This is a genomic window from Candidatus Hodarchaeum mangrovi, assembly GCF_975850365.1.
In genome coordinates this window covers 1-14,371 of the sequence record NZ_CDLCQJ010000122.1, presented here as the reverse complement: position 1 = coordinate 14,371, position 14,371 = coordinate 1, and the positions used below count along the sequence as shown (strand labels likewise).

13 protein-coding genes are annotated in these 14,371 nt (G+C 34.2%); 5 read left to right on the top strand and 8 right to left on the bottom strand.

Annotation, left to right across the window (positions count from 1 at the left end):
• The 4 genes from ACWVCY_RS11930 to ACWVCY_RS11915 all read right to left on the bottom strand — a co-directional run.
• A partial coding sequence (locus tag ACWVCY_RS11930; protein ID WP_455143054.1) for a 4Fe-4S dicluster domain-containing protein occupies window positions 1-298 on the bottom strand: 298 nt, incomplete at its 3' end.
• 4 nt (window positions 299-302) lie between these two features.
• Window positions 303-1,310: an FAD-dependent oxidoreductase gene (locus ACWVCY_RS11925; protein ID WP_455143053.1), complete on the bottom strand. Its 1,008-nt coding sequence runs from the start codon at window positions 1,308-1,310 to the stop codon at window positions 303-305.
• Window positions 1,311-1,338: 28 nt separating this feature from the next.
• Entirely contained in the window at window positions 1,339-2,211 is an 873-nt protein-coding gene (locus tag ACWVCY_RS11920; RefSeq protein ID WP_455143055.1) for a CoB--CoM heterodisulfide reductase iron-sulfur subunit B family protein, read from the bottom strand.
• Window positions 2,212-2,221: 10 nt separating this feature from the next.
• The gene (locus tag ACWVCY_RS11915) at window positions 2,222-2,908 is read right to left on the bottom strand and encodes a 4Fe-4S dicluster domain-containing protein (protein ID WP_455143052.1); all 687 of its coding nucleotides are present in this window, start codon (window positions 2,906-2,908) and stop codon (window positions 2,222-2,224) included.
• A gap of 833 nt (window positions 2,909-3,741) precedes the next feature.
• On the opposite strand from ACWVCY_RS11915, the gene gcvH reads away from it, so the two are divergent.
• The gene (gene gcvH / locus ACWVCY_RS11910) at window positions 3,742-4,128 is read left to right on the top strand and encodes a glycine cleavage system protein GcvH (RefSeq protein WP_455143051.1); all 387 of its coding nucleotides are present in this window, start codon (window positions 3,742-3,744) and stop codon (window positions 4,126-4,128) included.
• A 230-nt stretch (window positions 4,129-4,358) separates the two neighbouring features.
• Here gcvH and ACWVCY_RS11905 read toward each other — a convergent pair whose 3' ends face one another.
• Window positions 4,359-5,219, bottom strand: coding sequence for a hypothetical protein (locus ACWVCY_RS11905; protein WP_455143050.1), 861 nt, complete (start codon window positions 5,217-5,219; stop codon window positions 4,359-4,361).
• Window positions 5,220-5,323: 104 nt separating this feature from the next.
• Complete coding sequence (locus ACWVCY_RS11900) at window positions 5,324-6,334, bottom strand: metallophosphoesterase family protein (protein WP_455143049.1); 1,011 nt, start codon at window positions 6,332-6,334, stop codon at window positions 5,324-5,326.
• A gap of 455 nt (window positions 6,335-6,789) precedes the next feature.
• Here ACWVCY_RS11900 and ACWVCY_RS11895 point away from each other — a divergent pair, with 455 nt between their 5' ends.
• The 3 genes from ACWVCY_RS11895 to ACWVCY_RS11885 all read left to right on the top strand — a co-directional run bounded on the left by ACWVCY_RS11895 (window position 6,790) and on the right by ACWVCY_RS11885 (window position 9,850).
• Entirely contained in the window at window positions 6,790-8,625 is a 1,836-nt protein-coding gene (locus ACWVCY_RS11895) for an APC family permease (protein WP_455143048.1), read from the top strand.
• Between the two features lie 91 nt (window positions 8,626-8,716).
• Window positions 8,717-9,298 carry a hypothetical protein gene (locus ACWVCY_RS11890; RefSeq protein WP_455143047.1) on the top strand — a complete coding sequence of 194 codons (582 nt, stop codon included), beginning with the start codon at window positions 8,717-8,719 and terminating at the stop codon, window positions 9,296-9,298.
• A gap of 9 nt (window positions 9,299-9,307) precedes the next feature.
• Window positions 9,308-9,850, top strand: coding sequence for a hypothetical protein (locus ACWVCY_RS11885; RefSeq protein ID WP_455143046.1), 543 nt, complete (start codon window positions 9,308-9,310; stop codon window positions 9,848-9,850).
• A gap of 8 nt (window positions 9,851-9,858) precedes the next feature.
• Here the strand turns inward: ACWVCY_RS11885 and ACWVCY_RS11880 are convergent, their stop codons facing one another.
• Together ACWVCY_RS11880 and ACWVCY_RS11875 are read right to left on the bottom strand one after the other, a co-directional pair.
• Window positions 9,859-10,680: a hypothetical protein gene (locus tag ACWVCY_RS11880; RefSeq protein ID WP_455143045.1), complete on the bottom strand. Its 822-nt coding sequence runs from the start codon at window positions 10,678-10,680 to the stop codon at window positions 9,859-9,861.
• A gap of 270 nt (window positions 10,681-10,950) precedes the next feature.
• Window positions 10,951-12,855, bottom strand: coding sequence for a hypothetical protein (locus tag ACWVCY_RS11875; RefSeq protein WP_455143044.1), 1,905 nt, complete (start codon window positions 12,853-12,855; stop codon window positions 10,951-10,953).
• 289 nt (window positions 12,856-13,144) lie between these two features.
• Here ACWVCY_RS11875 and ACWVCY_RS11870 point away from each other — a divergent pair.
• Window positions 13,145-14,371 (top strand): MFS transporter (locus ACWVCY_RS11870; RefSeq protein WP_455143043.1); only part of this gene is annotated, 1,227 nt, incomplete at its 3' end.

The following is a 14,371-nucleotide window of genomic DNA, read 5'->3' as shown; positions in this document are numbered from 1 at the left end:
CGAAGTTTTCTTCGGCTATTATAATTTTCGCTCGACTTTCACGGATGAAATCGGGAAAATTAATCTCCTGAGGGCAACCTTCAAAACACAGGCTACAAGTTAAACATGTTGTCAAGTCTTCTATAGTTAATTCATTACCTAATAAAGCGGAATGTATTATAAGTCTTGGATTGTATTTTGAAACCTTACGTAAGGGACATACACTAGTACAATATCCACATTGGTAACAAGTGTTAATGATTGAGAATTCTTCAGAATTTAAATCGATTGAAACCTTTGATTTTTCTGAATTTATCATATTCCTAGTTCCTTTTTAAGAATTTTACTACAGCCATAGCAGCAGCTCCACCCTCTGCAAAACTTTGCTGAATATTCTTGATTCCATCACAGGCAGATCCGCAAGTGAAGATACCAGGAACAGATGTAGTAACTGGTTTTTGAACCACCTTAATAAAGTTATTATGATTTAACTGGATATTAAAATTAAGTGCTAGCTCATCACTGCCAGGAAAGGGTTGACTTCCAACTGCTAGCACTACACGATCAGCTGTCATAAATTTTTGTTCCTCTGAGAGAGTATCTTCAACGAAGGTAACAAGTTTGTCGTTTAATCGTTCTATAGAAGAAGGTCGTCCTCTAACAAAAATAATTCCCGCTTTTCTAGCTTCATTATAAAGAAATTCTTGATTTGCTACCGTTCTGATATCCATGTACATTAAAATAACTTCAATTTGAGGGTACATCTTCTTGATAAACAAAGCTTGATTAATTGAATGATTACAACAGTATGTTGAACAATCAGGATTTCCTCGGGAAATTCGTGAACCAGCACACAAAATGAATATAATTCGCTCAATATTCTCATTGAAAGGTAATTTATTATTTTGTAAGGATTTCTCAAGGTCAAAGAGAGTAATAACTCCATCTAAGACACCATAACCATACTCCTCAAGCTTTTTGATATCAAATGGTTTGAATCCTGTAGCAAGTATGACAGTTTCTGTCAAAAAAGTTCTTGTTGTATCGTTATATTCAACAGCAATTTCAAAGGGTGAATCCTTCTGAATAATTTTAACCCTTTCAATATTATTGATCAAAGTTAACTGTGGATTTGATTCTAGTTCTATCAAGTAGGGAATCTGACCATTTTTTTTATGAGAAAAACCGTTATCTCCCCGTTGGAGCATTTTAGATACTTTACATAACTCTTCAGAAAAATTGATCATTATAACAGGAATTCCAAGAGCTAATAAATCATGTGCAGCTCTTGTAGCAGCAATTTCCCCTCCAATTATTAAACAACTTTCCATTGTCTTAATCAACTCCTCATGCTTTAGTTTACTTTAATAATTCCTTAGGGGAGATGTAATTCGATCCTAGTCCCAGTGATTTATAATCTAGACCCATTCCTATACCAAGAACTTGACTAAAATATAAAATAGGAATTGTAAATTTTCCACCTTTAACTCTCTTTATTGCTTGCTTTTGCTGTCCATCAAGGGCTAATGCACACATTTGACAAGCTACTACAATAAAATCTGCTCCAACTTGTTTAGCATTTACAATAATATTTCCAGTGAGAGTTTCTACAATAGGTTTAGCGACAAGTAGTTGCGTAGCTCCACAACACTTTGTCTTCATAGGAAAATAAGGAGTTTCAGCTTCAACAAGTCTTATCAACTCATCCATAAAAGTTGGATTATCTGGATCTTCAAATTCTAGAATATCTTTTGGACGTGTACAAACACAACCATAATAAGAAACCCCCTTTTTACCTTTCAGAGGATTTTCAGGTATAATTTTCTCTTTAATTTTTTCTAAGCCAACTTCATCACGCAATAACTGTAAAAAATGTATTGGTTTGACACTTCCTGGAGTATATTCTTTTTTTCCTAATAAAGAATTTATTTCAGCAGCTTTCGTCTTATCTTGAACCATCTTGTGATTAGTTGTTATCAACTGATACGAACAAGCAGGACATACTGCTGTAAGTAATTTAAATCCTTGTTCCTCTGCGATGGCAAGATTTCTAGCTACAATCCCTTCTGCTGCGAGATGATTAACCGCTGTAACCTCTAAGGCTCCGCAACAGTTCCAATCTTTCAATTCTTCTAGTTCAATATCCAATTTTTCAGCTATTTTAAAAACTGATTTATTATATTCCTTAGCTACTTTATGAAGAGAACATCCTGGATAATAGCCCACTTTCATTCTTTTCACTTTACTCTTCAATGCTTTTTGCTTTTTTAAAAATCGCTCTAACCTCTTTCCTTGCGGTAGGATTCCAAGGAGGGAAAAATTCAATTTTCAATTTAATCAATAGATTTAGAATCATCGAAATATAGTTAAAACCTACAAGAACACCGAAAGGTATTCCTCGTCCATATAAAATATATCGACCGATCATTTCTGGCTCCCAAGATCGCCCCCATAGCCAAACACTTTCGGTAAAACGTTTATCAAAAGAACTCTTCAGTTTTCCTTCTTTTGAAAGCTTAATACGCTTTTTTGGATCCTTTATCTTAGTACTACGTACAGCAATTCGGCGTAATGCCTCAATAATCTCTGTAAAACGTACATTTTGAGGGCACCTATCTGTACACTCAAAACATCCTACACATTGCCAAATTGCTTTTGATTCCAAAACATCCTTTCTAAGGCCAAGTAACACTTGTCGGATTATTTTTCGTGGATTCAATTCTGACGTAGGTATTTCAGCTACGGGACATGTTAAAGTGCAGGATGAACATTGAAAACAGTTCCTTAAATGTTGGCCTCCAGGTTCAGAAACCACCTCATTCTTAAAATTTGGGTCTGCAGAATCTAAATCAACGATTTCCTCTATAGAAGATGTAGGCATGACAATCACGATATTATATGAACCCTTTTTAACTTTTTTAGCCTTCATAATCTGAAACAAGATTTTCTATCGTATAATGGTATTTTATCCATTTTATTTTGATTTTATGTTTTTTGACTTCATAGGAGTTTAGCTCTAAATTTATCTTCCTATCTTCAGAATTTTGTCATATCATAAGACTTCTTACATAAAAATAACATCTAGCTATTAGAAAGTTATGTATAGTCTATTTCAAACTTTTATATTTTGATATTAGTTTTAAAATATTTGTTGGTTATTGTACCTTTTATGAAACAGCTAAAACCCTCATTCTGTTTCAATTCAATCTATATTTAATAATTATTTTAAGATATCGTAGTCATAATGTATTTGAAAAGTGTTTTAACAGATTCTCACCTACCTAATTATTGTTCCGAGCTAATGATTATACCTATTGTTAAAATTCAAAAAAAATCAAAACTTAGCTTCACCCATTTGACCTTTCTAAATTTCAAAACTAAAGAATGTAAATTTTTATCTTGGATTAAAGAGTGAGCTTCTCATTATTGAACACTTGTCTGTATAAAATACAAATCACCAATACGAGTTTTAAATAGTTTAATTTGTAAATGATTCGTATTTTTTTATTCAATTCCTATTAGTTTTTCTGTTACTACTGGGGTACATGTCTATAATTAGACTTGTGTGATTTTTTTAATTTATTAAACCAATAAAACGTTTTTTTAACATAATTTTACCTTAAATAATTTCTCAAGTCCATTACTCAACCTATCATCTATCTCTATAAAAAAGGTTTATAGCTTCTATGTAGGCAAAAAACTTTATAGCTACTGTAACTTTAAATATTCACAGAATTGGTTTCCGTAAAGGAGTTTTAAAACATGTCCTATGAAATCGATAATAGTGTAAAATACTTCAAAGAACATCAATGGGTTAGAGTGGAGGATGATGGTACTTGCCTGATTGGAATCTCCGATTATGCGCAAAAAACGCTTAAAGATATAATTATGGTAGATCTTCCCAGTGAAGGTGATACAGTTACTCATGGAGAGGTATTTGCTTCTGTTGAAAGCGTTAAAGCTGTTAGCGATGTTTATAGTCCTATCTCTGGAGAAGTTATTGAAGTTAATGAAGAGCTTGATGATGAGCCAGAAAGTCTAAACATGGATCCATATGGCAAATGGTTAGTTAGAGTGAGACCTTCAGATCTTGATAATGATTTAGCTAAATTGATGAGCCCAAAAGAATATGAAGCTTTTTGTCAATGATAATCCTTGCCCCTTCTTTTTTTGAATTATATTCTTCTAAAATCTTAAGATAATACCCTAATTATGGTGTAATTCGATTTCATTATTAGAAAATTCTACCGAATAAGAAAATATCCCGAATTCCATTTACTATGATAAAATGTGAACTCAGCAGTGATTTTTCGTTCTTTCTCCTCATTTAAAACTCAAAAACTTCTTGTGACATTCTAGTGTAGAATCAATGAAAATTACTATCGTTCTCTAGCATCTACACGAACGGGTTTTTCTCGTCTTAAACCAGATAAAAATCCACCTTTATCATTCTTCTTAAGAACCTCTAGGACTGTTAAAAGTTCTTCTACTTTAGATTTTCCAATATCAGTCAATTCAGAAGATTCAAGAACACTATTGAGATTACGAAAAGCAACTGTGGCAAATTGATCCTTCGCTTTTGAAATTCGTTCAAAAGTTTTTGTTCCTAGACAGCACTCTAAAGTATCGTCAATTTTAGGTTCAGGTATAATTGTATCTAGTTTATTGATCTTTAGAGCTGGTTTATTAAATATTCGCGAGATATCTTGGACATCTTTGAAATCAAAATCATCAGGATGAATTGGGTTGACTTTTAGTGCGACCTGAAAACCTGGAGGACAGATTCTCGAATCAGCATAACTTTTTGGAAGTTCTTTAAGCGTAAACTTCCAACACATTCTGATTCCATCAACAAAAAGTTCAACTTTCTTGAATTTAACACTCTTTAGATCATTTTTTCTCCCATGTTTTATATCTTCAATTTCTTGAATTGTAAGTTTCCGATCAGGGAGATAAAATTCTCTACGTGGCATGGGATACATATTTTGAATATTATTAAAAGTAGAGTACGGAATAAAATCCATCTGTTCAAGAATATTTTGCATTTTAGTATCTGCAGATTTAGGTAGGAGAAATTCGATGTCACTCATTTTTCGATAGTCTAAATTACCATTTAAGTAGTGATAAATAGCTCCTCCTCCCCAGATGAAACAGGGAAAATTTGCTTCAATACACCTTTCTAAAATCTCATATCCAGCTTTCATGAGCTCATCATTATGTTGTTTTGCTGATTCTTCCATTTTTCAGCCTTCAAATCGGATATTTGTTAATACTGTCACGGAAATACGCCTTTAAAATTCAATAATATTACATAAAAAAATTAGTATATATAAATTTTATAGATTCATGCCTCAACCCGTTGCATCCTTTTCATTTTCCCCTTCTCCAGCTCAACTAGAAATCCCTTAAGAATGGCTTCAGTATATTCACTCCCAGGATTTAAACAGTATGTACGGCCTATCTTTACATATCCTGGGGACTCATGAATATGGCCATGTAATCCCAACAAGGGTTGGTATTGTTCGATTACCGTTCTGACAGATTTACATCCAACAGGGCCTCTGATTGGTTCACCACCACTGTAGCCAACATAAGTCAAATCTGGTTTTAAGAGGGGTGCTTCATCAATAATAGAATCATATGGAGGACAATGAAGACAAAATACGGCGTTATTCATATTTTTTATTAAAGAAACTAAATCATTAAGCTTTTGTTCAATTTTTTCCTCTTCACACTCTCTATATGTATTCCATGGGGTAGGATTCGTCCATCCATAACTAAGCATCTCATGGTGGTTATCAAGTTGAACTACAGTATTCTCCCCATAAATCACTCGAGGATCTTTTTTAATAATCTCATCAATAGCAAACTTATCATCGTTTCCAGGACATATTATTATTTTTGTACCTTCTGGAACCCGTCTTGATCCATCCTCCATTACATCATCTATCATATCAATCCATAATTGGAGCCCTTCCGCTTCTACATGATCAAATAATTTATCAAGTGGACCTCCTTTTATCATTTTCTGATCTTCAGTTAAAGAGTCTGAGGACGATAGAACTAAATTTTCTTCTTCTGTTAAGCGGTAAGGGTAACAGCCTGAAAACCGTGCTCGTTTTTCAAAATCTAATACCTCTTCTTCTGTTGCCATTATCACAGATTCTTTATCCAATCCATATATAGATCCTTTCCAAGTCCCATCTTTTTGTTTAATAATAGGAACAATTCTTTTTCCAGTAATATCCCCACCCATAATAATAGTATCAGCCTTAAGATATTTTGCAGAGTTCAAAAATTTTCTCCAAACAGCTTCAGAACCATGGATATCTGTACAGAAAAATAATCTGACCATAGAATTCACCCTAAATAGTATGATATTTGAGAAAAAAAAGTCGATTTAAAATTTTTTGCTTTATAGAGAACAGGAAGATTGAAATAACTTAAAATAACAGAATGCTGTTATAAACCGTAATTAAAGAATTTAATTAATTTTTTATAAAAAAATTTTTTTTCCAAGAAGTCTAAAGACTATTTTTTTCATTATTACAACTTTTTTAGGGTTTAAATTAAGTCAATAAAAGATGAACGAAACGTTTAAAATTATGAATTAGTGCGTGATTTGTTTGTGTCTTAATACAGCTCATTTGATTTAGAGCTTAAAAAAAACTGTAAATGTCTAGATTAAACATCATGACAATTTATAGATATTACAAATTCAGGCAACAGTGTATAAGTCAATTTAAAGCTCAGAAAAGACACATAAAACAAAAATAAAACCTAATATAATTAATTATATAGGTGAAAAATATGAGTGAATCAAAAACATATGTCCGCGATGCAACTGGGCTTGTTCGTGAGATCGGAGTAATTACAGCAACTATTTTCATCCTAAGTAACGTTATTGGCGGTGGTTGGCAAAAAAGAGTCTTTCAGGCAGCTGGAGGATCTCCAATTAAACCATCGAATTACTTACTTCCCGTTGAACCTCTTGTCGTTGCTTTTACTATGACTGGAGCAGCCGCAATAGCGACTGTATTTGTATTTGCTGTAATGGCAACAGCAATGCCCCGAGCAGGTGGCGGATATGTATATATTTCAAGAACTATAAGTCCAGGGATTGGTTTTACTGCAGCATGGGCTGAATTCATGGGGATTGCACTTTCTTATGGGCTTATTGCCGTAGCAGTTGTTGAGTTCTTTGGGTTATTCTTACCAGTAGCTGTTCCTGCTCTAGAACCGATAACTGAATGGCTCTTCGATCCTATACCACTTTTCGTACTCGGAACTATCTTTATATTCGCTTTTGGGGCTTTGGCATTCTTCGGAGCTTCTATGACTGGAAAAGTACTCCATATAATGTTCTGGATTCCTGCAGTAATTACTTTGATGATCTATCTTTTCTTAATTTTAGGTGCCTTAAATCCCACTACCATGGCTGAGGGTATTACGTCATTCACAGGTCATTCTCCAACAGAGTGGATTAATGAAGCAGTAGCTCAGGGAATTAATACTGCTGAGGTAACAGACTACGTTGAAGCTGTTAATTCAGCTGTTATGGCTGCATATTGGGCATGGATTGGTTATGCTGCAATTTCCTTCGCAGCAGGTGAAGTGAAAGAAGCAAACAGGTCATTACCTATCTCACATCTAGCAGCTGGGTTTATCATTCTTGGAGTTTATGTTACCGTCAGTACTTTCATGGCTATGGCTGCCTCAGTTGGTACAGGTACAGTTGCAAACTCAGAGGGATGGTCATTCTTCCAGTCGCTAGGTTACTTAGGGTATGGTGATGGTGCTGCAGCTACTACTTTCCCAAATCGTGCTTGGATGCCATTTGTCGCAATGATGTCCTCAAGTGGTTTCAATATGTTTGGAATGGGTGATATCTTAAACATCGCGTTTGCAGTCGCTGCTATTTTATGGCTTGCTAACGACTTACCTCCATTTGTAACAACTTCATCCCGTATCATATTCGCCATGAGCTTTGACCGAGCCCTACCAGAAAGATTCGCTAAAGTTCATGAACGATGGCACTCACCTACGAACGCTATTCTCTTTACATGTATTGTCGCGGTTCTCGGAGCATTAGGTGAAGCTGATTTCTTCAATGGTACTAATGGGTTAGGAGCATTACTTGGTGGCGAAGATATCCCAATTCTAAGAGACATCTTCAATCCAGGTGGATCAGTCGGAGGCACAGATCTATTAGATGCAGTATTCTTTACAACAGCCTGTGTTTCAGCAATAATATTACCTAGAAAGCTGAAAGATGTCTATGAACGGTCTGGATGGCGTCCTAAGATTGGAAAGTATGAAGGGGTTGTAGTAATAGGTATCATAGCACTGATTTTGAACATATATCTCGACCTCCTTATTCTTGGACCTGCAAGTGCAGGGGTTCTTATGCCATTAGAAGGTTTAACAGGATTATTAGGCTTTATACCGCCTTTAGTACCTGATCTGGCCGTTGGCGGAGGACTCATTCCTGATTTTGCAGATCCGATCGGTACTATCAACTGGTGGTTCTGGTGGTATATTCTCCTGATTTTGATAGGAGCAATCATTTACTTTGTTATGAAAACCTATAATTCAAGACGCGGAGTAGACTTTACAACAATCTATGCTTCAATCCCACCCGAATAAGATTTCTCTCCCCCTCCCCCCTTTTTTTTTTTCCTATTTCTTTATGCCATATAATTTATAAAGGAGCGAGAAATGTAAAGGTTGAAATATTGTGACACATCTCAATCTTTCTTATAAGGAGAAATATCTTCGGTTTATAGAAACATGTTTATTCTTTAAGGGTGGGCGATGGATAGCAAATTTTGATCTTTCCTTAAGAGATTTCGATATTTCTAAAGCATTAAAAGGCAAGAATATTGATGAATCGAAAAAACCAGTTGATGCATTAATCTATGGGGGTGTACGAGGAAAAGGTTTCATTCTATCTAGAGCTTTCGCATTCTTAGCTTCTCCCACCTATGTTGTGGCATGTTCTGTAATAGAGCTTCAAAATGCCTCAAAAACAAAATGGTCAACGATTGTGAGTTGGATACGTTATCTTAGGGCATTAATGGAGATAATGGAATTTGAATGGAGCTGGCTAGTTTTCTTTGGTGAAGAAAATCTACCTGACAATGTAATGGGTCATTTGAAACGCTTTAACCAACGAGAAATCGGTTTGGTATATGCAAATTTAAAGAATAAGGAGTTTATTCACTCTGAGGGTTTTATTGCTCGGCGTGGTGCTACTCTCTTTAATCCCTCTGAAATGGATAAAAAAGGTTTGAGATTAAAATTCTGGAAGAAAGAATAGGGTGAATAAATGATTCAATCTACAAAGGACGATTCTCTAGTTAATCAAGAGGAGATTATTAAACTTTCAACTCGGATTGGATTTTCTATTTTACTTGTTTATGGAATTATTCTTCTTCTAGAATCGATTTTTTTCTTAGCTACAGGATCATTAATAACCCAATTGACTGGATCTCCGCTTATTCCTATAAATATTGTAACTATAGCTTTTCTCCTTTTGGGAGCTGTAGGATTTACTTATTATTATCATACTCGTTATGTAAAAAGAGAGATAATCCTTTTGCCAGATAAGTTTAGTATCAGCATCGGAAAACGAATTCACGAATATAAATGGACTGATTTCTCGATTGTTGCCTTAGCAGTCTCTTTTTCCCATTATGGTGCAAAAGGTTTTATTATAAGATTATTTGAAGAAGATTTAGAAAGCGAATATGTTGATTTGGCCATTTATCGTTTTCCAAAATCAATTAATGTCTTTGACCTTAGAAATAAAATAGAAGAGAAAGTAAAAGAGGGTAATTTAAGCAAAAATCTGGGAAAAAATAAAAATTGAAAAAATCTTTAAATTTTAAATTTTCGATCTCCATGCCGTTGTTTTTCTTCTTCAAGTTTTTTATCTCGAATTATACGTAGCTGATCCTTCTTTTTTGCATAAAAACCTTTAGAACCAATGTTTACAATACCAGCAGTTAAATCAAACAAAGTTTCTATTAATTTTGTAAATTCAATACCTTCAGATAATTCAGCAACCAAACGAATCGAAGGATGCTCTAATGGATATAAGGAGAACCTGACAATGATATCTCTATAAGAAAATAAATTACGTAGAATTTGTGGTTTCTCTTGAAAAACTGCTGAAAAAAATTCGGGATCATTAACCCATATACCAAGACTTTTTTCAAATTGTGGATTTCCGATGCTTATTTTTTGTAATTTTCCTAACATATCAAATAATGCTTTTCTTCTCTTTTCTTCTCTATATGGCATTATTTCAATTTGATATCGAAAGACTATTTTATCAGCCGGGTCCGCTTCAATAAGCAAATAATCTCTCCTTTTTCTGATTAGTGATCCAATTCGGCTTATTATAAGATGTCTCGGTATTAAAGTAAAGTGAATTCGAAAATCTTCTAATAAAAGGTCTTTTTTCAAGTCAACAAGGTATGTTCGTCCACTTGTGGTTTTCTCCGCTAGTTTAAACTTCCATCCGTTGTTTTCTTTATCCCTTTGAAGTAGATTAATGGAATTATCCATTAGTTGAATATTTTTTCTCTTTCCCAAATAAAAAACAACAAGACCGATTAAAACAGCGAGGAAAGCTAGGATTAAGCTAGGTAGAAAATAAATAAAATATGAAATTATATAATCAAATAAGGATGTCATTATAAAGCCATCTTTTAAAGTTGATAACCAATAAAGGTGTCAAAACTGGTTTTGGGTTTTATTTTTAATTTCTTTGCATTATTATTTTATTAGGAAGTAACACAAGTAACCTTGCGCAAACTGTTTGGAAAGCAGCTATATTCCTCTTACTTAACTTCAATCTGTAATTCAGTCGATATAAAACTATGGATCCTTCAACAACTGATTTTTATTAAAAAACTCGTTTTTTCTAGAAATTCCATAAGGTGCAAAAAAAGAGAATTTCTCCCCTTAATCTCCCTCAATCTTATTATAATTTTCAATGGGTTTTTTTTTAATATTCGTTTGTTTGAATAGTTTTCTAATGAGTGATGGAACAATTAGAGCAAGTGTAGGGGTAAACCAAAAGGCTGAAGTACTTTTTGAATACTGAAAAATTTCTGGAGTATAATCCACAATAACTCCATTAATTAGGGTTTTATTATCTATATAACTTAAAGTTCCCTCAGAAGGTACTATAACTATTAAAGCAGCAGTATTAGATGGAAGAATAAAGGAGCTAAGGCCAGAAACTCCTTTTTTTAGAAAACTATTAGTCGTAGCATCATATAAGTCACAAATATATTGTCCCACATTAATTTCAACTGTTTTATTACTATTGTATGGATTATAATAAAGGAAAGTAGGATAAGCATCATCATGATAATAATCAGTTTTGAGACAATCTAATTGGAGGATCCCCTCAATATTTGTGGGGGAGATAATTCCTCCAAAAATTCCTACATGCGAACTACCATATAAACCAAGGTTAGTTGGTCCCTGTTGATTCAAATAGCGATCTTGATTTACATCTCCCGTTGCAAGAGGGGCAATTCCATTCCAATCTTTACGTAATCCCTCATAAGCAATACAAGAATCAGGATCATATATTTTAAGCCAATCTTCAGAGTCTTGGTGTAGATAAGGTAAACCATTTCCGTAGTATAATCTTGCAGCGTTTGCTGCATTCAGAACATACTTACCAATTGCTCGTGAATATCGATCATCATATCGGGTTAAAGGAATGAGAGCACCAACGTTTTGAAAAGTCCCCATAGCGAATGCATATCCCCCACCATCGGTCATACTTCCATGAAGCCCATTGCAATCATATTGTCCCCATCTCCCAGTGATTACTCCCCATCCAGGCCTTACATAGCTAGGGTCGAAACACCAATTAATAATCTTGTTTACATCATAATTCCGTCCCAGCTCTGCGTTCATCCGAGCAGCAGTATAAGCTCCATATGGAAGTAGGATTTCATAAAGTGGATTAAACGTGAGCTGATCTAAGAATGAAATACACCAATCTGCAGCTGTTAGAAATCGTTCATCTCCCCATTTTAACCAGCTAATATATTCAAGCCAACCTACTGCAGCTGCTGCATCAGGTTCTCGCCATTGTCCATTATCTACCCCACTCATTCTCAGGAAATCAAATGCTGTATAATTAAAATTGGGATTCTGCCAAGGATTAGTTGAACCTCCTAATGCAACACAGGCCTCATACCATCGTTCTACAATTTGATGCGTCTCGTTTTGAAAATCACCAGTGGTTGGATAATAGTAAGCTAGTTGATAAAATAACACAGTAGGAAGAAGTTCATACCAAAAAGTTTTTCCAGTCATTGTTCGCCGATTATTAAGATAGAGATGTTGAGCAGTATCAATATTATACCAATTCTCACACATAAGTACCCAATCTACCCCATTTTGGTTTGATTTGTCAATTCCAACTAATGTTGCACCTAAAACAGCAGCTAAACAATTAATGGCTTCATCTGCCACAACTGACCCAACATAAGAAGGTAAATTAAAGGTATTTCTGGGAAAATTTTGAAATTCGGTGGACCAATGAATAAAAGGCAAATAATCTCCTATCTTATCAAAATCAAATATGAAAGAATCATAATCCTTTGTAACTTTGTTCCAATCTCTCATTTCATATGGTGAGGGAAAATTTGGCATCCAATCGACCCTTTTAATTTGACCTGGTGAAAGTTTGGATGTTGTATTATTCATTGAATTAGGTTCCATTTCAGCTATTGTTAAATTTGGGATTTGGATGAAAAACATGAAAATAACTATAATTGTTAATCCTTGTTTATAAAACCATTTAATATGAAATAAATTGCCATTTTCAGCTTTTTTTACCATTTTTCTCTTCTAGAAATCGCTCAATCATCAACTTATTAAAGATATATGGTTCAGCATTATTTATACAGAATATTCTTTACAACAGGATTCACTGTACTCCCCTGAATTACGGTTTGAGGGTCATCAAGATTGAGTTCAGAAGATAGAAAGGCAAAACTTTAAGGATAATGTAATTATTTAGCCAACTTGGGGTATTTGATGGCCATAACTTCTGAAAAAGAGTATGATCAAATTTAATCCAGTACTATATAGTTTTTAATTTATCCTTTAACGCCTTCTATGCACCCCTATGACCCAAATAATAACTAGAAACGATAGTTCTTCAAGCAATCGATTCCCTCGACTAACATATGTACTAGGATTAGGAAATTATATTGGATCAGTGTTATTTGACAATTTATATCAATTTTTAGCAATTATGCTTGGAGCAACAGGTATTGTTCAAGGATTTTTAACCTCATTTCGACAATTAGGGGCAGCATTGTTTAACCCTCTTTGGGGCTATCTCGCTGATAGATTTGATAGGAGATTATTTTTATTCGGAGGGAATTTAGTATTATTCCTTGTTTCGTTAGTTATTCCACATTCTCCCAATCCTCTAATAGTTCTTTTTTTATTGATATTACAAACTATTTTGGGATTAGTCGTTGTTGGTCCCGCATGGTCTGCATACCTTTCAGACTTTACCACCTCAAGATCTAGAGGCACAGTCTTAGGTCGGATTAGTTCTTTTATCACATTTATTGGAAATTTTGTATTGTTGACAGTAACTTTTCTTTTGGATCAACTTGATCCTACTCGCCAAAATATTCAAACATTAACTCTTCCATTTTATATTAGCTCGCTTGGATATGGATTTGCAATGGTTCTTACAATTTTCCTTCCCAATAGCCAGAAAATCCTAACAAAGGAATTTTCAACGCTGAAAGAAAAATGGGAGTTGAAAAAATTTTTATCCCAAATACCATCTCCCTTAAAAAAATTCTTTATTGCAGATTTTATATTTACATTAGCTTGGGGGGCAGGTTGGCCGCTTTTTCCATATGTTACCTTCGAACTTGCCCATAATTGGTTCGAAATTGGTTTATTAGCATTTTCGATGGGAATGACGGTTGCAGTTAGTCAAAATATTGGTGGATGGTTGACGGACAAAATTGGACGTAAGAAAGTTATACTTGGCTCTCGAGGAGCCTTGATTCTTCCTCCAATCTTTATTATAGTAGCAATACTGACAAATCAAGTCTATTGGATACTTATTACTAATATTTTAATTGGATTTTTTCTTGGTGGATCTACTATTGCAATCCAAACATTGATTTTTGACATAACAGAAATGAGTCCTGAAAACAACAATAGAAAAGCAACTTACATTTCATTAGCAGGGTTAATTGGTGGAATTAGTGCATTTATTGGTTCTAGCATCACAGGGTTAGTGTTACAGATCCTAAGCGCGACCCAAAGACCATCCTTACAGCTAATAGGAGTGCTTATGTTCGTTGTTTTTCTATTCCGATTT